Annotated in this window: 20 protein-coding genes; 2 read left to right on the top strand and 18 right to left on the bottom strand. The window is 65.6% G+C overall.

Translation table 11 applies throughout. The features are described 5' to 3' along the window. Positions 1–85 precede the first annotated feature (85 nt). Positions 86–1,393, top strand: a complete 1,308-nt coding sequence (locus WV31_RS07375; RefSeq protein WP_085372949.1) for a diguanylate cyclase domain-containing protein — start codon at positions 86–88, stop codon at positions 1,391–1,393. Positions 1,394–1,403: 10 nt separating this feature from the next. After that, positions 1,404–2,051, top strand: coding sequence for a DsbA family oxidoreductase (locus WV31_RS07370; RefSeq protein WP_085372948.1), 648 nt, complete (start codon positions 1,404–1,406; stop codon positions 2,049–2,051). On the opposite strand, the gene gloA is transcribed toward WV31_RS07370, so the two are convergent. From gloA to WV31_RS07280, 18 genes are all read right to left on the bottom strand, one after another. Continuing rightward, entirely contained in the window at positions 2,048–2,440 is a 393-nt protein-coding gene (gene gloA / locus WV31_RS07365; RefSeq protein WP_085372947.1) for a lactoylglutathione lyase, read from the bottom strand. The genes WV31_RS07370 and gloA overlap by 4 nt on opposite strands. After that, on the bottom strand, positions 2,433–3,620 hold the full coding sequence (gene lpxB, locus WV31_RS07360) for a lipid-A-disaccharide synthase (RefSeq protein WP_237051535.1): 1,188 nt from the start codon (positions 3,618–3,620) through the stop codon (positions 2,433–2,435). The genes gloA and lpxB overlap by 8 nt, the downstream gene beginning before the upstream one ends. Next, on the bottom strand, positions 3,617–4,435 hold the full coding sequence (locus tag WV31_RS07355) for an LpxI family protein (RefSeq protein WP_085372946.1): 819 nt from the start codon (positions 4,433–4,435) through the stop codon (positions 3,617–3,619). Before WV31_RS07355 ends, lpxB begins: the two co-directional genes overlap by 4 nt. Continuing rightward, positions 4,425–5,216, bottom strand: a complete 792-nt coding sequence (lpxA, locus tag WV31_RS07350) for an acyl-ACP--UDP-N-acetylglucosamine O-acyltransferase (protein ID WP_085372945.1) — start codon at positions 5,214–5,216, stop codon at positions 4,425–4,427. The genes WV31_RS07355 and lpxA overlap by 11 nt, the downstream gene beginning before the upstream one ends. Further along, the gene (fabZ, locus tag WV31_RS07345; RefSeq protein ID WP_085372944.1) at positions 5,213–5,692 is read right to left on the bottom strand and encodes a 3-hydroxyacyl-ACP dehydratase FabZ; all 480 of its coding nucleotides are present in this window, start codon (positions 5,690–5,692) and stop codon (positions 5,213–5,215) included. Before fabZ ends, lpxA begins: the two co-directional genes overlap by 4 nt. Positions 5,693–5,714: 22 nt before the next feature. After that, entirely contained in the window at positions 5,715–6,734 is a 1,020-nt protein-coding gene (gene lpxD, locus WV31_RS07340) for a UDP-3-O-(3-hydroxymyristoyl)glucosamine N-acyltransferase (protein ID WP_085372943.1), read from the bottom strand. Positions 6,735–6,738: 4 nt separating this feature from the next. Then, the gene (locus WV31_RS07335; protein WP_085372942.1) at positions 6,739–7,380 is read right to left on the bottom strand and encodes an OmpH family outer membrane protein; all 642 of its coding nucleotides are present in this window, start codon (positions 7,378–7,380) and stop codon (positions 6,739–6,741) included. Positions 7,381–7,424: 44 nt separating this feature from the next. Continuing rightward, positions 7,425–9,692, bottom strand: coding sequence for an outer membrane protein assembly factor BamA (bamA, locus tag WV31_RS07330; protein WP_085372941.1), 2,268 nt, complete (start codon positions 9,690–9,692; stop codon positions 7,425–7,427). Between the two features lie 44 nt (positions 9,693–9,736). Continuing rightward, positions 9,737–10,894 carry an RIP metalloprotease RseP gene (rseP, locus tag WV31_RS07325; protein WP_085372940.1) on the bottom strand — a complete coding sequence of 386 codons (1,158 nt, stop codon included), beginning with the start codon at positions 10,892–10,894 and terminating at the stop codon, positions 9,737–9,739. Positions 10,895–10,897: 3 nt separating this feature from the next. Then, positions 10,898–12,061, bottom strand: coding sequence for a 1-deoxy-D-xylulose-5-phosphate reductoisomerase (locus WV31_RS07320; RefSeq protein WP_085372939.1), 1,164 nt, complete (start codon positions 12,059–12,061; stop codon positions 10,898–10,900). A 13-nt stretch (positions 12,062–12,074) separates the two neighbouring features. Further along, positions 12,075–12,860 (bottom strand): phosphatidate cytidylyltransferase, encoded by a 786-nt coding sequence (locus WV31_RS07315; RefSeq protein ID WP_085372938.1) that lies wholly within the window; start codon positions 12,858–12,860, stop codon positions 12,075–12,077. 6 nt (positions 12,861–12,866) lie between these two features. After that, positions 12,867–13,598: an isoprenyl transferase gene (locus WV31_RS07310; protein WP_085372937.1), complete on the bottom strand. Its 732-nt coding sequence runs from the start codon at positions 13,596–13,598 to the stop codon at positions 12,867–12,869. Between the two features lie 17 nt (positions 13,599–13,615). Next, positions 13,616–14,188, bottom strand: a complete 573-nt coding sequence (frr, locus tag WV31_RS07305; RefSeq protein WP_085372936.1) for a ribosome recycling factor — start codon at positions 14,186–14,188, stop codon at positions 13,616–13,618. Between the two features lie 22 nt (positions 14,189–14,210). Beyond that, entirely contained in the window at positions 14,211–14,933 is a 723-nt protein-coding gene (gene pyrH, locus WV31_RS07300) for a UMP kinase (RefSeq protein ID WP_068437874.1), read from the bottom strand. Positions 14,934–15,166: 233 nt separating this feature from the next. After that, on the bottom strand, positions 15,167–16,105 hold the full coding sequence (gene tsf, locus WV31_RS07295) for a translation elongation factor Ts (RefSeq protein WP_085372935.1): 939 nt from the start codon (positions 16,103–16,105) through the stop codon (positions 15,167–15,169). A 92-nt stretch (positions 16,106–16,197) separates the two neighbouring features. Then, a complete protein-coding gene (gene rpsB / locus WV31_RS07290; RefSeq protein ID WP_085372934.1) occupies positions 16,198–16,995 on the bottom strand; it encodes a 30S ribosomal protein S2 in 798 nt (265 codons plus the stop codon). A gap of 167 nt (positions 16,996–17,162) precedes the next feature. Further along, positions 17,163–18,005: a penicillin-insensitive murein endopeptidase gene (gene mepA, locus WV31_RS07285; RefSeq protein ID WP_085372933.1), complete on the bottom strand. Its 843-nt coding sequence runs from the start codon at positions 18,003–18,005 to the stop codon at positions 17,163–17,165. Beyond that, the gene (locus tag WV31_RS07280; protein WP_237051586.1) at positions 18,005–19,177 is read right to left on the bottom strand and encodes an HD-GYP domain-containing protein; all 1,173 of its coding nucleotides are present in this window, start codon (positions 19,175–19,177) and stop codon (positions 18,005–18,007) included. The genes mepA and WV31_RS07280 overlap by 1 nt, the downstream gene beginning before the upstream one ends. Between the last annotated feature and the right edge of the window lies 1 nt (position 19,178).

Below are 19,178 nucleotides of genomic sequence, written 5' to 3'. Positions count from 1 at the left end.
GCGGCAATGAGGTCATACCCCCTTATGGCGGACGACAATCCGTATTATGCTGGTCTCTTGTTCTGCAATCGAAGGTTCACGCTCCATGATCCGTCTGGCCAACGTCATCGTAGCCCATGCCGATACTGCGGCCGCGGAAGCGGTTCTGGCGCGACTGTCCCATAACGGCTATCACGCCATGCACGCCACCAGCCGCGAGCAGGTGCTGCAACTGGCCCGCTACGAGCATCCGGACCTGATCCTGGTGGGCGACGCCGGCGAGGATCCCATCGGTCTCGGCGCCTTTCTCAAGCACGAAGCCATGCTGGCCGACATCCCCATGGTGCTGATGGTGGACAAGGTGACGGCCGATGCGGCGGAAAAGGCCTATGCCGCCGGCCTGGACGACACCATCTCCATGCAGGATGACGACGTGGAGCTGCTGTCGCGCCTGCGTCCGCTGGTCCGCCTCGCCACCATGCACGCCGAGCTGCGCCATCGCGCCTGCGCCGCCCAGGCGTTCGGCGTGAGCGCCAGCGACAGGGCCTCGGTCCAGGACGGCACCCGCCCCTGCATTCTGGTGGTCGGCCATGACCGCGACGGGGTGAGCGCCATTCTCGGTTCCTCGGCCGAGGTGATCAGCAGCGCCAACCTCTACGATGCGGAAAGCCTGCTGGAGCACCGCAATTTCGACGCCGCCGTGGTCACGACCGATGGCGATCTGGAAGGCTATCTGGCCTTCGCCTCCCAGGTCCGCAACAATCCCCGCCTGTTCAACCTGCCCATGGTGGTGGTGGCCGACAAGGGCGTGGCGGCGGCGGAAATCTACCGCCGGGGCGCCAGCCGCGTCCTGCCCCGCCCGCTCGACCCGGGCATCCTGCGCGCTTCGGTGTTGAGCATGGTGCGCCGGCAGCAATTGCGCTGGTCCATCCGCGGCGCCCTGTTCGAAAGCCTGAAGGAACAGACTCGCGACCCCCTGACCGGCGTCTACAGCCGGGGCTATCTGGATTCCTATCTGAGCGAGCGCCTGGAGATCGCCAAGGCCCATGACCGCCATCTGGCCGTGGTGTTCTTCTACATCCCCAATATCGAAGGCGTGCGCAGCCATTTCGGCGATGACGCTGCCGAGCACCTGGCCCAGCAGCTGGGCCAGTGGATCACCGGATTGCTCCGCGCCGAGGATCTGACAGCGCTCTACGCCAAGAACCAGTTCTGCGTGGTGCTGCCCGACACCCCCACCGTCGAGGCCGAGGTGGTGATGCACCGCATCGCCGGCGTCCTGGCCTATACCGATTTCGCGGTGCGCGAGGTCTATCAGCCGGTCAAGGTCTGGGTGCAGGTGGCTTGCACCGACGCCAAGACTACCGATACGCTGGAGACGCTGCTGGCCCGGGTGCAGGCCAAGCTGGATTAAGAGAAAGCCCGTGAGGATCGAGTACGTCTTCGATACGGTCTGTCCCTGGTGCTACGTGGGCAAGCGCCGACTGGAGCGTGCCCTGGCCCAGCGCCCCGAAACCCGTGTCCGCATCATCTGGCGTCCGTTCCTGCTCAATCCCGACCTGCCGCCGGAAGGCATCGACCGCAAGGTCTATCTCGACCGCAAGTTCGGCGGTACCGCCCGCGTCCAGCGGGTCCATGGCGCCGTGGCCGCCGCCGGCAAGACCGAAGGCATCGAGTTCGACTTCGACTCCATCACCCGCATGCCCAATTCGCTGGGGTCCCACCGGCTGATCCGCTACGCCGCTTCGTCGGGGCACGAGGCCGAGGTGGTCGAGGCCCTGTACAAGGCCTATTTCTGCCAGGGAATGGATATCGGCGATGTCGAGACCCTGGCCGATATCGGCGCCTCGTTCGGGCTGGAGCGCACCCCGCTGCTCACCTATCTGGCTTCGGACGCCGATGCCGTGGGTGTGCTCAACGACAATGCCCGCGCCCATCGCCTCGGCGTCAACGGCGTGCCCTGCCTGATCCTCGACGGGGCCTACGCCCTGGCCGGGGCGCAGGAACCCGACATCCTGCTGCGCCTGATCGACATCGTGCGCGAAAGCCAGCCTGAAGCCGCGTTCAGCTAGCTTTTCTGAATCAGCTCGATCTTGTAGCCGTCCGGGTCCTCGACAAAGGCGATGACCGTCGAACCGTGCTTCATGGGGCCCGGCGCACGCACGATCCTGGCGCCTGCCGCCTCCAGTCCGGCACAGGCCGCGTAGATGTCGGCCACGCCCAGCGCCAGATGGCCGAACCCGCCGCCCAGTTCGTAGCTCGCCGTATCCCAGTTGTGGGTCAGTTCGATCACCGTATGGGAGGCTTCCTCGCCATAGCCGACGAAGGCCAGAGTGAAGCGCCCCTCGGGATAATCGGTGCGGCGCAGCAGCCGCATGCCCAGCAGGCGGGTATAGAAGTCGATGGAGCGGTCCAGGTCGCCCACCCGGATCATGGTGTGGAGAAAGCGCCAGTCAGCCATTTCCCAACTCCTTGCGTTGCCTGATGAAGTCTATCACCGCGTCGGCGGCCCGCCGCCCGGGGCTTTCGCCGCCCAGACCAAGCTTTTCCAGGGCGCGGCGCGCCCCCGCCGCCTGTAAAGCCCGCGCCGCCTCGTCGGTCAGCAGATGCTCCACCGCCGCCGCCAGTTTGTCCGGGCGGCAATCATCCTGCAGCAATTCCGGCATCACCGCCTCGTCAACCAGGATATTGACGAGGGTGACGAATTTGAGGCTGAGCCCCAGGAAGCGGGTGGCGATGAAGGCGGAGAGCGGCGACACCTTGTAGGTGATCACCGCCGGCAGCCGCGCCATGGCCAGTTCCAGCGCCACGGTCCCCGAAGCCGCCAGGGCGGCGTCGCAGGCGGCGAAGGCGTCGTATTTCTCGGGACCCCGCACCACGACGGTGGGCAGAGGCCAGGACTTGACCGCGCGCGTCACTTCCTCGGCCACGGTTTCCACCGTCGGCACCACAACGGCAAGGTTGGGCATGCGCTTGGCCAGCAATGCCATGGTCTCGCCGAACGGTCCCAGCAGCTTGGCGGTCTCGGAATGGCGCGAACCGGGCAGCACGCAAAGCAGCTGACGGTCGGGGGCTATGGCATGGCGAAGCCGGAAGGCGGCTCCGTCGCCCTTGGCCGCCGCGCCTTCGATCACCGGATGGCCCACATGCAGGGTCTTGAGCCCCTCCTTTTCGAACCATTCCGGCTCGTTGGGCAGCAGGGTCAACAGCAGATCGAGCACCTTGGCCAGGGTCTTGGTCCGCCCCGACTTCCAGGCCCACACCATGGGGGCCACGTAGTGGATGCGCGGGACATCGGAGCCCCGCGTCTTGAGCCCCGCATGGATGCGGCCGTTGAACCCCCAGGAATCGATGGTGATCAGGGCGTCGGGGCGCTTCGTTTCGATATCGGAAAGGGTCTCCCCCACCCGGCGCAGGATCTTAGGGATTCGGGGCAGAACTTCGACCAGGCCCATGACCGACAGTTCGGTCATGGGAAACAGTGATTGCAGCCCTTCGGCCTGCATGCCCTCGCCGCCGATGCCGGCGAAGGCCACGCCGTCGCCCAGCCGGTCCTTCAGGGCCGCCATCAGCCGCGCGCCCAACAGGTCCCCGGACGGCTCGCCGGCGATGAGGTAGACCAGCAGCGGCGCGGCGCTCATGGCTGGACGCCGACCACGAACAGGCCCAGGCGGTCGGCCTCGGCGGAAATGGCGTCGCGGCCAAGCACCAGGGCGCCCCCCGCCTCCACCGCGATGCCGCGCAGACCGGCGGCGGCGGCTTCGCGCAGGGTGGTCATTCCGATGGTGGGAAGATCGATGCGCCGGTCCTGGCCCGGCTTCTTCACCTTGACCAGCACGCCGCCCAGCCCTTCACGGGCCAGGGGGCCGCAGCGGCGAAGCAGATTGTCGGTGCCCTCGATGGCCTCGACGCCCAGCACGATGCCTTGCTGCACCACTGCCGCCTGGCCGACGTCCAGCGCGCCCAGGCCACGCGCCACCTGGATGCCGCGGGCGATGTCGGCGCTCGCCTGTTCGTCGGGCGCCAGCGCGCCATAGGGCCCGGCAACGGCGAGGCAATCGGACAAGACCTCGTCCACACCCACCACCTTGAAGCCCTCGCCCTCCAGTTCGGCGACCACGGCGCGCAGCAATCCGTCATCGCCCAGGGCTTTCAGGCCGACCCGGGCGAAAAAGCGGGCGGTCCGGAAGTCCGGGGCCAGTTCCAGCAAGGATGGGCGGCGAACCGGGCCGATCATCACCACTTCGGCGACCCCGGCCTGGCGCAGGCGTTCGAATCCGGTCCCCGCTTCGCCCAGGCGAATCCAATCCTGGGGGGAATCCTCGCCGATCACCTGGGCGTCGGCATGGCCGGAAAGGGCAAGGAAGTGAAAAGGGCGCCCCTGGGCGCGGCAAGCGGCGGCGACCAGTCCCGGCAGGTCGCCGCCGCCCGCGATAATGCCGAGCTTAGGAGCCATTCGGCGTGCTGAGCGAGCGCGACGAATCCGAGCGGATGAAGGCGACGATCTCCATCACCACCGGATGGTCCTTGAACTGCTCTTCCACGTCGGTGAGCCGCTCGGCCAGCGTGCCTTCCGGCGCGAACATCAGGCGATAGGCGTTCCTGAGCGTGTGGATGTCATCGCGCGAGAAGCCGCGACGCTTCAGCCCGACGATGTTCAACCCGTTGAGATAGGCGCGGTTGCCGATCACCATGCCGAAGGGGATCACGTCGGCCTCGACACCCGACATGCCGCCGATCATGGCGTGGCGGCCGATGCGCACGAACTGGTGCACCGCCGACAGCCCGCCCAGGAAGGCGTATTCCCCCACCGTCACATGGCCGGCCAGGGTGGCGTTGTTGGCCATGATGACGTTGTCGCCCAGGATGCAGTCGTGGGCCACGTGGGCGCTGGCCATGAACAGACAGTTGTCGCCCACCTTGGTCACCATGCCGCCACCCTCGGTGCCGGGATTCATGGTGACGTGCTCGCGGATCTGGTTGTTGGCCCCGATCTCCAGGGTCGACGGTTCGCCCTTGTACTTGAGGTCCTGGGGCCGGTGGCCGATGGAGGCGAAGGGGAAGATACGGGTGCCGGCACCGATGCTGGTGCGCCCCGCCACCGCCACGTGGGAGACCAGTTCGACGGACTCGCCCAGACGGACGTCGGGGCCCACCACGCAGAACGGGCCGATGATGGCCGAGGAGGCAATCTCCGCCTTGGAATCGACAACGGCCGAAGGATGAATATTGGTCATTTCTCGTCCAGAATCATGGCGGCATAGGTGGCTTCGGCGACAAGGACGCCATCGACCTTGGCTTCGCCCCGGAACTTCCAGACGTTGCCGCGCGACCGTTCCTTGAACACATGGATCATCAGCTGGTCGCCGGGACCGACCGGCTTTCTGAAGCGGCAGTTCTCGACGCTCATGAAGTAGACCAGTTTGCCCTCTGCGGATTCGCCCAGGGTTTCGACCACCAGCACGGCCGCCGTCTGGGCCATGGACTCGATGATCAGAACGCCGGGAAACACGGGGCGCGACGGGAAATGGCCCTGGAAGAACGGCTCGTTGATGGTGACGTTCTTGATGCCCACGGCGCTTTCATTGGCCACCACCTGCACCACCCGGTCCACCATGAGGAACGGATAGCGATGCGGAATCATCTGGATGATCCGGTTGATGTCGATGACCTTGCCCAGGTCGGTAACCTGGTCGTTGTTAGCGGTATCCATAACGCACGTCCTGCTTTTGGCCTTAACCCTTCTTTCGCGCCATCTTGCCCAGGATCGCCGACTGGCGCAGCCAGTCGGCCATGGGCACGGCGGGCGCGCCGCCGACGGTTTCACCCGGCTTGATGTCGCGCATCACGCCGGCCTGGGCGGCGATGCGCGCGCCCGATCCGATCTTCAAATGGCCGGTGATGCCGGCCTGGCCGCCCGCGGCGACGAAGTCGCCCATGTGGGTCGAGCCCGAGATGCCGACCTGCGCCACGATGACACAGCCGCGTCCCAGCTGCACGTTGTGCCCAATCTGGACGAGGTTGTCTATCATGCAGCCGTCGCCGATCACCGTATCGGGACCAGCGCCCCGGTCGATGGTGGCGTTGGCCCCGATCTCGACGTTGTTGCCGATGACCACGCGGCCCAGCTGCGGCACCTTCAGATGGCCCTGCGGCCCCATGGCGAAGCCAAATCCGTCCTGGCCGATGCGGGCGCCGGGATAGATGTTGACCCGGTTGCCCACCAGGGCGTGGGAAACGGTGGCATTGGCGCCGATGGTGCAATCATCGCCGATCACCACGCCGGTGCCGATCACAACATTGGCGCAGATACGGCAGCGGGCGCCGATTTCGGCCCCGGCGCCGATCACCGCGCCGGGTTCGATGCGGCATCCCTCCCCCACCTTGGCGGACGCATCGACCCACGCGGTGGGCGCCACCCACGGCTCGGGGGCCGGAACGGGATAGAAGGCCTGGGCGATGCGGGCATAGGCCCGATAGGGATCGGGAGACAGCAGCAGCGCCATGCCGGTCGGGGCCTTTTCCGCCATCTCGGGCGCGACAATGCACAGCCCGGCCTTGCTGGCCTGGAACGCCGCCACGTATTTCCGGTTATCCAGGAAAGAAACGTTGTCCGCCCCCGCCTGCTCCAGCGATGCGACATCGACGAAGACCGCCTTGGGGTCGCAGCCCTCGGCCGGAGCGGCACCCGACAGTTCGGCCAACTGGGCGAGCGTGAAAGGACCGGCTTTGGTGAAGAAACGGGGATCGGCCATGGTGTCACTTCTTACCGGGTTTGATGGGGGCAGGCTCGGATGGCGCGGGGGCATCCACCTCGGGCACGGGGAAATTGACGGCCGGCAGGCGCTTGTTCAGCCGTTCGATCACCTGAGCGGTGACGTCCATGCGCGGCTCGTGCAGCACCACCTGCTGCTTGGGCAGGACCAGATTGGCCCCCATCTCGGAGGCAATCTCGCCGGTGACGGTCAGGATGGCGTTCATCAGTTCCGCCATGGCGGAATCCGTTGACTTCTCCAAGGCGCGAACCGCCATCTGCGTCCGGTTCTGGAAGGCCACCACCTGCATCTCAAGGGCCTTGACCTTCTGGTCATAGGCGTCCTGCGGCATGGTGCCCTTTTGCTTGGCGAGATCCTGGTCGCTGCGCTGCAGGGATTGGCGGGCCGAGTTGAACTCGGCCTGGAAATTCTGCTGGTACTTGTCGCGCTGGGCGGCCAGAGCCTTGCCCGGCAAGGATTCGCGCTGAGCCTGCTGGATATCGACGATGATCAGGCTCATGGGCACACCGCCGGCGCGCTGGGCCTCGGCGGGACCACCGGACAGGAGCAATGCCAATACCGCCATCGGCAACAGCAACGCCAGACGAGCGGCCAGGACGAGGCGGCACGACACGCTGTTCTTCACGACATCTCTTCCACTTGGGACCCGTGACGCATCCGCGAGCACGGTCAGAACTTGGTTCCGAAGTTGAACCGGAAGTATTCCTTCTTGTCGAACTTTTCCCGCATAACCGGATAAGCCAGATCGACAGATACCGGTCCCATGGGAGACTTCCAGCCGATACCCATGCCGGATGCCATACGGATCGAACTGGATTGGTTCACATTTGTCGTGTTGGCAGTGTCGGTTTCGCCGATGGTACCAGCATCTGTAAAGATCTGACCATTTACGCCAAACTCTTCAGGCAGGCCCAGCGGGAACTTGACCTGCGCCGACCCGACCGCCTGCCACAGACCACCAAGGGCATCGCCGGTGCCGCTGTCGCGGGGGCTGATGCCGCCACTGGCGAAACCACGCAGGTTGTCACCGCCGACATAGAAGCGGTCGGTGATGCGAACACGCTGATCAAGGCCGTGAATCATGCCGATCGAAGAGGTCACACCGAGAATCCACTTGTCGGTCAGGGTAAAGTATTGCCCACCGCTCACCAGACCGCGCAGATAGCGAGCGTCACCGCCAGCACCGGCCGCTTCCGTTCCCAAACGGACAAAATACCCTTCCGTGGGTTCGATACGGGAATCCCGGCGATCGTAAAGGAGCGTCTGACCGACAACGGAGCTGACCCTCGACCCGATCTGTTCCAGAACGTAGATGGAAGTACTGTTGATGCCCTTGACCGTGTCCTGCTTCAGGGTATACGTCCAGTCCTGGCGCAGATTTTCGGACAGACGGTAGCCCGCCCGGAGATCGCCGCCGATGGACGAGGCGTCATAAGAGCTTTCCTTCTGCAGCTTGCGATCGATGACGAAGACGTCGAAGCCAGCTGCCACTTCACGATCCATGAAGTAAGGCTCGGTGAACGAAAGATCGACGCTGCTGCGCTTGGTTCCGAGACCACCGCTCAGTCGCAGATCCTGGCCGCGGCCCAGCAGATTGCGTTCGCGCAAGGACGCCTCGACGATCGGACCGGCCGTGGATGCCCAGCCGACACCAAAGGTCAACTCGCCCGTCGACTTCTCCTGTACATCCACCTTGATGACGGTCCGGTCAGGCGCCGTATCCGACGGAATATTGGTGACCTCTGCCTTCTCGAAGAAATTGAGGTCCTTCAGGCGCTGACGCGAGCGGCGCAGCTTGGCCGAGTTGAAGGCGTCGCCCTCTACCAGCCGGAACTCGCGGCGAATCACCTGGTCCAGGGTCCGGACGTTGCCGGAGATGTCGATGCGCTCGACGAAGACGCGCGGGCCCTCCTGGATATTGTAGGAGATGTCGATGGTCTGGGTTTCGCGGTTGCGCTTCACCTGGGGCTTGACGTCCACGAAGGCATAGCCCTTGGTGCCCACCGCGTCGGTCAGCTTCTGGACGATGTCTTCAACCTGATCGGCATTGTACCATTCGCCCGGCTCGCTGATCAGCAGCGGCTGGAGGTCTTCCGGCTTCAAGTCGCGCAGATTGGCGTCGATGGTCGAGGTCCCGAACTTGTAACGCTCGCCCTCGTCGATGGTATAGGTGATGAAGAAACCTTCTCGCGACGGCGTCAGTTCGGCGATGGCCGAGCTGACCCGGAAATCGGCGAATCCGCGCTTCAGGTAGAAGCGGCGCAGCAATTCGCGATCATAGGTCACGCGGTCGGGATCATAGGTGTCGTCGCTGGTCAGGAACCGGTACCAACGCTCTTCCTTGGTCTGCAGCACCTCGCGCAGCTTGTCCTGGTCATAGCGTTTGTTGCCGACGAAGGCGATGCGACGCACATAGGTGGGCTGGCCCTCGCTGATCTCGTAGACCAGATCGACGCGGTTCTGCTCCAGTTGGATGATCTTGGGCTCCACCGTGGCGGCGAAGCGGCCGGAACGGCGGTAAAGCTCCAGCAGGCGCTTGACGTCGGCCTGCACCTTGGACCGGGTGTAGACGGTACGCGGACGCAGTTGCACTTCCGAGTTCAGCTGCTCGTCCTTGATACGGTTGTTCCCCTCGAAGGCGATCCGGTTGATGATGGGATTTTCCACCACGCGGACCACCAGCTGATCGCCTTCGCGGCGAATGGTGACGTCGGCGAACAGCCCGGTGTTGAACAACGCCTTCAGCGAGCGGTTGACGCGATCGGCATCGTAGAGGTCGCCCTCCGCGACGGTCATGTACGACTTGACCGTCTCGAGCTCGATACGCTGGGTGCCTAGAATGGAGATGGAGCGGATTCGTCCGCCGTCCTGGGCGTATGCCGGCATCGAGCCGGCGAGAAAGCCCAGCAATACAGCGGTCCACAGCACGAAACGCATCCAGGCCCCCCTTGACTTCGCGATACCGATGGTTCAGATCCGGCTCACGAAAACAACCGCTTCACCATATCCCAAACCGGCAGCGACACAAGGTCGTTGCGGGTGGCAAAGACCATCAAGGCCAATACCAGAAACAACCCGATTCGGAAACCATATTCTTGGGCCTTCTCCCCCAGGGGACGGCCAAGAATGGCTTCGAAGGCGTAAAACATTAGGTGGCCGCCATCGAGAACCGGAATAGGGAAAAGATTGATCAGGCCAAGATTGAGCGACAGGAGAATGGTGTAGAAGACTACGCTGGCCAGGCCGAGCTGCGCCGCTTCCCCTGCCCCCTTGGCGATTCGGATCGGCCCGCCCAATTCGTCGGTGTCGCGCGTACCGTTGATCATCTGGCCGATGCCGATGAAGGTGGAGCGCACCATGTTCTCGGTCTCGGCCAGGGCCTCGCCGAGCGCCGAGATGGGGCCGTGGCGCATCACCACGGTGCTGGCCGCATCGGCGGAAATGCCCAGAACCGGCACCTTTTCCATGTCGCCGAACACGCCCTTGCGCTGAATGACGCGCGGCCGGACCGAGATTTCGAAGTCCTTGTCGCCGCGCCGGACCGACAGGGCCAGATCCTGCTCGATCTCCAGGCGGACGATCCGCTGGATGTCCTGGAAACGCTCGACGGCGCGGCCGTTGATGGCGGTGATGCGATCGCCACCCTTCAGGCCGGCGGCTTCGGCGGCGGTGCCGGGGTGCACCATGCCGATCACCGGCTGGGTCACCGGCTGGCCCAGCACCATGAACATCCCCATCAGGCCCAGGATGGCGAACAGGAAATTGGCCGCCGGACCGGCCACCACGATGGCGGCGCGCTGGCCCACCCGCTTGTGGCAGAAGGCCTGCGCCCTCTCCTCCTCGCTCATGGGCTGGTCGGACGCGGTGGCCGAGGCGGCATCGGCGTCGCCGAACATCTTGACGTAGCCGCCCAGCGGCAGCAGCCCGATGCGCCAGCGGGTGCCGTCCGCAGCGGTGCGTCCCCACACTTCCGGCCCGAAGCCGATGGAGAACACCTCCACCTTGACGCCGTTCCAGCGGGCCACCAGGAAGTGCCCCAACTCGTGAACGAACACCACCACGGTCAGGATGACCAGGAAGATCACCACGTAATACCAGACGCCGTGGAGCACGCTGTTGAGCAGGCTGGCCAGATCCATGGACTAGCGGCCGCCGTCGATCAGATTGGACGCGAAGCGACGCGCCTCGGCATCCTGGGCCAGGACGTCGTCGATGCTGCCCAGTTCGCAATGCGTCACGCCGGCCACGGTGCGCTCGACGATGGAGGCGATGTCCAGGAAGCCGATGCGGCGCCCCAGGAAGGCGGCCACGGCCATTTCGTTGGCGGCGTTCATCACCGCCGCCGCCGACCCACCGGCGCGCAGCGCCTCGCGCGCCAGGCGCAGCGACGGGAAGCGCACCGGGTCGGGGGCTTCGAAGGTGAGCGTGGCGATTTCGGCCAGGTTGAGCTTGGGCGCCGGCGCCTCGATGCGGTTGGGCCAGCCCAGCGCATAGGCGATGGGCGTGCGCATGTCGGGAGAGCCCAACTGAGCCAGGACCGAACCGTCCACATAGGCCACCAGCGAATGGATCACCGACTGGGGGTGGACGACGATGTCGATCTTGTCCTCGGGCATGTCGAACAGGTGATGGGCCTCGATCAGTTCCAGGCCCTTGTTGAACATGGACGCCGAATCCACCGAAATCTTGGCACCCATGGACCAGTTGGGGTGGGCCACCGCCTGTTCCGGCGTGACGTCGGCCATGAACTCGCGGGTCTTGGTGCGGAACGGCCCGCCCGAGGCGGTCAGGATGATCTTCTCGATCTTGTCGTGCTGGTCGGCCTCGAACACCTGGAAGATGGCCGAATGCTCGGAATCCACCGGCAGCAGGGTGGCGCCATGCTTTAAGACCTCGGCCATCATCAGCTGACCGGCGCAGACCAGGCATTCCTTGTTGGCCAGGCCCACCACCGCGCCGCGACGGACGGCGGCCAGGGTGGGCGCCAGGCCGGCAGCGCCGACGATGGCGGCCATCACCCATTCGGCGGGCATCTCGGCGGCGGCGACCACGGCCTTCGGGCCGGCGGCGGCCTCGATGCCGCTTCCGGCCAGCGCCGCCTTGAGCGCGCCATAGGCCCCCTCATCGGCGACTACGGCCAGCTTGGCCTTCAGCTTCCTGGCCTGCTCCGCCAGAATGTCAACCCGCGAGTTGGCAACCAGAGCCTCGACCCGATACAGGTCGGGGCGGCGTTCGACCAGATCCACCGTGTTGCAACCGATGGACCCCGTCGAGCCCAGAATGGTGACACTCTTGCGCCCGCTCATCGCATTTCCTTCATTACCAGTCCAGGACCGTGCGACCGGTCGCCAGAGTGAGTGCCGCCACGGCCAAGGCGGCGGTCAGCAAGCCATCGACGCGATCGAGAACGCCGCCGTGACCCGGGATGATATTGCTTGAATCCTTGACGTTGCAACGTCGCTTGATCCAGGACTCGAACAGATCGCCCGCCTGGGCGACAACGGCCACCGCCGCACCGGCGGCGAAAACCATTCCCCCCGCCTTGGTTCCGACCACGACGGCCACCAGCACGGCCGCCAGCCCCGCCGAAATCATGCCGCCGACCAGCCCGGCCCAGGTCTTCTTGGGACTGACCGCGGGCAGCAGCTTCGGCCCGCCGATCAGACGGCCGAAGGCATAGGCGCCGATATCGGTGGACCACACCACCAGCAACAGCCACCAGATCACCGCATTGCCGGCGGCGGGATCGTCGCGCAGCCAGACCAGGGTCACCGAGGGCAGACCGGCATAGACGGCGCCGAACGCGGCCCACACCCGGCCGGAGCGGTCGCTCCCCGCCAATCCGGCGGACGCCAGGGTGGCCAGCGCCACCATGGCCAGACCGATGTCGGGCCGGGCCACCGCCAGCAGAGAGGCCAACGCACAGCCGGCGGACGCCACCCGACCGGACAGGGTGTAGGCCCCGTTGAGCATACGGTGCCATTCCCAGCACATCAGCGCGGCGGCCAAGGCGATCAGGGCGGCGAACGCGTATCCGCCGGCCCAGGCGGCCAACAGCGCGGGAGGAGCCATCACCAGGGCGGAAAGGATGCGAGTTTTCAGCACTTAAGGCTACCTGGCCGTTCCGAAACGACGGTCGCGCCCGTGGAAGTCGCGAATGGCCGCTTCCAGTTCGTTCCGTCCGAAATCGGGCCACAGGGTATCCTGGAACACCAGTTCGGCGTAGGCGCCCTGCCACAGCAGGAAATTGCTGATCCGCTGTTCGCCGCTGGTGCGGATGATCAGGTCGGGATCGGGCACGCCTGCGGTGGTCAGGCGGGCATTGATGGACTCCTCGTCGATGGAATCGGGAGAAATCCGTCCCTCGGCCACGTCGCGGGCCAGGGAGCGCGCCGCCTCGACGATCTCTTGGCGCCCGCCGTAGGACAGGGCCAGCAACAGGGTCAGCGCCGTATTGCCGGCGGTCTTGGCCTCGGAATCCTCGATCAGGCGGACGATGTCGGCGCCCAGGCGGTTGCGGTCGCCGATGACCTTGAGGCGGATGCCGTTCTTGTGGAGGTTGTTGACCTCGTTGCGCAGGTAAAGGCGCAGCAGGCCCATGAGGTCGGTGACCTCGCCGGCCGGGCGCTTCCAGTTCTCGGAGGAAAAGGCGTAAAGGGTCAGATAGGAAACACCCATCTCCCGCGCCGCCTCCACCGTGCGACGCACGGCTTCGGCGCCCCGCTTGTGGCCGGCGGTGCGCGGCAGGCCGCGCGCCTTCGCCCAGCGCCCGTTGCCATCCATGATGATGGCAACGTGAACCGGCGGCGGCGGCAGGTCGGCGGTGGAAAGCATGGGCTCCATACCGGGTCCTCGCCTCCTCAAACCTGCATGATTTCCTTTTCCTTATGAACCAGATGCTCGTCGATGGACTTCACCGTGTTGTCGGTGATGGTCTGGATTTCCTTCTCGTGCTTCTTGATCTCGTCTTCGGAGATGTGGCCGTCCTTTTCCATCTTCTTCAAGCTGTCCATGCCATCGCGGCGGACGTTGCGCACCGAGACGCGGGCATGTTCCGCATACTTGCCGGCGACCTTCTGGAGCTCCTTGCGGCGCTCCTCGTTCAGCGGGGGAATCGGCACGCGGATCAGCTGGCCGTCGGCCTGGGGATTGAGGCCGAGCCCGGCGTCGCGGATGGCCTTCTCGACAGCCTTGACCTGGCCCTTGTCCCACACCTGCACGGTCAGCATGCGCGGCTCGGGGACGCCGACGGTGCCGCACTGGGACAGCGGCATGGTCTGGCCATAGGCCTCGACCACCACCGGGTCCAGCAGGTTGGTGGACGCGCGGCCGGAACGCAGGCCGGAGAATTCCTTCTTCAGCACCTCGACGGCACTGTCCATGCGCCGGGTGACATCCTTCTTGAGGTCATTCCAGTTGGTCGGAGCGGACAATTTCGTCTCCCCTTTCAGGCTATCAGTCGTTGGCGATGATGGTGAACAGACCGCGTCCCGAGACCGTTTCGGCGAAAGCGCCGGGCCGGTGCAGGTCGAACACCACGATGGGAACCTTGTTTTCGCGGCACAGCGCGATGGCCGAGGTGTCCATGACCGCAAGATCGCGGGCCAGGACCTCGTTGAAGGTCAGACGGTCGTAACGGGTGGCGTCCTTGACCTTCTTGGGATCGGCGGAATAAACGCCGTCCACCTGGGTGGCCTTCAGGAGGGCGTCGCAGCCCATCTCCACGGCGCGCAGCGCGGCCGCCGTGTCGGTGGTGAAGAACGGGTTGCCGGTGCCGGCGGCGAAAATCACCACCCTGCCCTTTTCCAGATGACGGATGGCGCGGCGGCGGATGAAGGCTTCGCACACGGTGGGCATGACGATGGCCGACTGCACGCGGGTCTCGACCCCCACCTTCTCCAGGGCGTTCTGCACCGACAGCGCATTGATGACCGTGGCCAGCATGCCCATGTTGTCGGCCGCGGCGCGCTCCATGCCGGTGGAGGCGCCGGAGACGCCGCGGAAGATGTTGCCGCCGCCGATGACGACGCAGACCTCGACGCCGAGGTCTCTGACGGACTTCACCTCGCGGGCGATGCGGTCGACGGTCTCGGGATCAAGTCCGTACTCCCGTGTCCCCATCAGGCCTTCGCCCGAAATCTTGAGGAGAACGCGGCGGAATTTGGCGTCGCTGGCCATGGAATCCTCGGGCTGAAAAGTCTTGCCAATCTGCTTGGCGCGGGCGGCGGCGATCATACACCATTCCACCCGCCTGTCTCCCCCCCTTGAGTGCGATTTATCGCACTCTGCCAAGCCAGATGGAGGCGGATTCAGTTTTGAGGCGAATTCACCTCAAACCATCCGGCTCCATGGGGAGAAAAAAGGCCGCTCCCCCCTTTCGGAAGGAGCGGCCCTTCGAAGATCCGGAAGGATCAGCCGGCCGACTTGGCGCCGGCCTGGGCGGCCACCTCGGCAGCGAAGTCGGAGACTTCCTTCTCGATGCCCTCGCCCAGCGCGAAACGGGCGAAGCCGGTCAGCTTGACAGGAGTGCCCAGCTCCTTGGCCAGGTTCTCGACGACCTTGGAGATCTTGTTCTCCTGGTCGATGACGTAGACCTGCTCGGTCAGGCACACTTCCTCGTAGTACTTGCGGATGCGGCCCTCGACCATCTTCTCGATGACGGCGGCGGGCTTGCCCGAAGCCTGGGCCTGCTCGGTCAGCACGGCCTTCTCGCGGTCGAGAGCCGAGGTGTCGACCACGGAGGGGTCCAGGAACTGCGGGTTGGCGGCCGCCACATGCATGGCGATCTGCTTGCCCACCTCGGCCAGACGGTCGGCGTTGCCGGTGGACTCGAGAGCCACCAGACAGCCGATCTTGCCCAGGCCGGGAGCGATGGAGGTGTGGACGTAGGAAGCCACCACGCCGGCCGACACTTCCAGACGCACGGCGCGGCGCAGCGACATGTTCTCGCCGATGGTGGCGATCAGATGGGTCAGCTGGTCGGCGACGGTCTTGTCGGTGCCGGGGCAGGCGGCGGCCTTGATGGCGTCGACGTCGGAGCCCTTGTCCAGCGCCACGGCGGCGACGGCGGAGACGAAGCCCTGGAACTGGTCGTTGCGGGCGACGAAGTCGGTCTCGGCGTTGACCTCGACGGCCACGCCCTTGTTGCCGGCGGCGGCGATGCCGACCAGACCCTCGGCGGCGACGCGGCCGGCCTTCTTGGCGGCGGCGGCCAGGCCCTTCTTGCGCAGCCAGTCGATGGCGGCTTCGACGTCGCCGGCGGTCTCGCCCAGCGCCTTCTTGCAGTCCATCATGCCGGCGCCGGTCTTCTCGCGCAGTTCCTTGACCAGCGAAGCGGTAATCTCGGCCATGGGTATTCCCCTCTCGACGAATGTGATGTTTGGTTCTCAAGCGAATGGCGGCGGTCTTGAACCGCCGCCATCCTTATCTTCATCCCGCAGGCTTAGGCCTGGGCGGCGGCTTCCTCGGCGGCCGCCTCGGCGACCACTTCCGGAATCTGCTCGACCGGAGCCTCGGCCGAGGCGCCGACGTCGCCGCCGCCACGGGTGATCTCGGCCTGGATGCCGTCCAGCACGGCGCCCGACATCAGATCGCAATAGGTCTGAATGGCGCGGATGGCGTCGTCATTGCCGGGGATCGGATAGGTGATGCCGGCCGGATCGCAATTGGAGTCGATGATCGCCACCACCGGGATGCCCAGCTTGTTGGCTTCCTGGACGGCCAGGGCTTCCTTGTTGGTGTCGATGATGAACAGGATGTCGGGCAGGCCGCCCATGTCCTTGATGCCGCCCAGCGCGCGGTCCAGCTTCTCCTTCTCGCGCGACAGGACCAGCTGTTCCTTCTTGGTCAGGCCGGCCAGGGCGCCGGAAGCCAGCTGCTCGTCCAGCTCGCGCAGGCGGCGGATCGAGTTGGAGATGGTCTTCCAGTTGGTCAGCATGCCGCCCAGCCAGCGGTGGTTCACGAAGTACTGGCCGCAGCGCTTGGCCGCCTCGGCGACCACTTCGGAAGCCTGGTGCTTGGTGCCGACGAACAGGACGCGGCCGCCGCCGGCGGTCACGTCGCGCACCGCCTGCATGGCGCGGTGCAGCATGGGCACGCTCTGCTGCAGGTCGATGATGTGGATGCCGTTGCGCACGCCGAAGAGGTACGAAGCCATCTTCGGGTTCCAGCGACGGGTGTTGTGACCGAAATGGACGCCGGCTTCGACGAGCTGACGCATGGTGAACGTGGGCAGAGCCATTGGATAAGTCCTTTGCTTCTCCGGTTGAACCTCCGCGGGTGTGGCCAGGAAAACTCCCGGCACCGGAGCGAACGGACGGCAAAGACATGCCGCCGCCGCGATCCCGCGTGCGGATTGGTGGCGGGGTTCTACGCCCTTCGCCAGCCATTTGCAAGAGAAGTAATGCCTTACCCCTTGCGGAACAAGCCGGCGCAGGCCTCGGGCAGCGGGCGGGACTGGTGATGGGGCTTGGGTGATGGCGCCGGCCAGGTGGGTCTGGACGACCACGAGGCCAGTTCCTCGCCACAGCCGTCGCCGTCCGGCATGGGCTTCTGGCGTTCGCAATCCGGGCTGTCGGCGGGGCACGCCAGCCGCACGTGGAAGTGCTCGTCATGCCCCCACCAGGGCCGCAGCTTGCGCAGCCAGTCGCGGTCGCCGCCGACGGGCGTGGCGCGGCACATGGCCTGCTTGATGGCGGGATTGACGAAGATGCGGTCGACCTGGGGGGCGCGGGCCGCCAGTTCCAGCAACCGGGCCTGGGCCGGGGTCCAGTGGTCCGCGTCGATCTCGGTGCCGTAGACCATGGAAACGGGCTTGGGCGCCTCGATCTCGGCACGGCTCAGCGGCTTGGGCGGCAGGCGGAACCAGATGTCCACGTCCAGGCCGTTCTGGTGGCTGCCGTGGCCGACGGGCATGGGGCCGCCGCGCGGCTGCGCCAGGTCGCCGATCAGCAGCGGTCCGGCGATCCCCTCCCCCTTGGCCGCCTGGGCCAGCTCCTTGACGAAACGGATGGTGGCGGGATGGCCCCAGTTGCGGTTGCGCTGGGGGCGCAACACCTGGAAGGCGTGCTCGTCCTCGTCCAGCGCCACGGCGCCTTTGAGGCAACCGGCGGCGGGCGAGCCGATCACCGACGCCGGACCATTGGCCGGGACTCCCACCTTGGACCAGTCGCCGCGTCCGGATTCAGCCGCCGCCGCCCCCGTTCCCAGCAAAAGAACGAACAGCGCCAGCAGGCGGGCCTGAACTTGCATCAGTCGTAAACCGTCTCGTCGAACCGAGCCTGAATATCGCCGATCGTGGCGACGCTGTCGATAAGGGCGGCGACGCAATCGGGATCGAACTTCACCCCGGCCTGGCTCTTCAGCAGGTCGAAGGCGGCGGCGTTGGTCCACGGCTCCTTGTAGGGCCTGGCCGAGGTCAGCGCGTCGAACACGTCGGCCACGGCGGCGATGCGGGCCTCGAGCGGAATGTCGGTTCCCTTCAGGCCATAGGGATAGCCGCTGCCGTCCATGGCCTCGTGATGATAGGCGATGACATTGCGCAGCATATGGAAATGGGGTAGCGACTGCAGCCCCATGTCGCCGACCATCAGGTCGACGATCTCCACGCCCCGGGCCACATGGCCCTTCATGACGTTGTATTCCTCGGGCGTCAGCCGTCCCGGCTTGAGCAGGATGTGGTCGGGCACCGAAATCTTGCCCAGGTCATGCAGCGGCGCGAACTGGAACAGATATTCCACATATTCGTCGGTCAGGCCGATGCGGGGAGCCAGCTTCAAGGCGATGGCCCGGGTATAGCGGGCCATGCGCGCCAGATGGGCGCCGGTTTCCTCGTCGCGCACGGTGGAGACCTGGCGGATCACCTTCACCGCCGCCTGCATCATCCGCACGGTGTCCAGCTCGCGCATGATGATCTGTGCGATCAGTTCGGCATAGGGCCGCAGGCGGTGCAGAACCTGCGGCGTGAAGAAGCCCGCCTCGAACGAATTGAGGAACAGGAAGCCGTAGAACACGCCCTTGGACTGGATGGGCATGGTGTAGCTGGACAGATAGCCGGCGGCCACCAGGCGTGCGGCGTGGTCCTGTCCAGCGGCGGCGACCTTGGCCAGATCGTTCAGCGTCCGCCGCCCGCCCATGCTGACCAGACGCTTGAGGCCCGGCATGTCCGACAGCCTGGCCGTGGAATGATCAAGCGGACTCTCGCCATCACTGGAATGGATGAAGGTCTTGAGGATGTCCGACGACTCGTCGTAAAGCGCGATGGCGATGCGGCTGAGGCCTCCCAGAGAATCATCGCCCTTGATCTCGTCGTGAAGACAGATCAAGCGCTCGGCAAGGCCGCGATGAGACGCCGTCGACGGCATCATTGCCAGGACGCTCGACTTCGCGGGACTTGCCTGATCGTCGCGGATCTTGATGTTCATC

Origin of the sequence: Magnetospirillum sp. ME-1, from assembly GCF_002105535.1 — a bacterium.
GTDB lineage: Bacteria > Pseudomonadota > Alphaproteobacteria > Rhodospirillales > Magnetospirillaceae > Phaeospirillum.
Note: the sequence above shows the minus strand (reverse complement) of the source record. Positions and strands in the feature narration are given on the sequence as shown.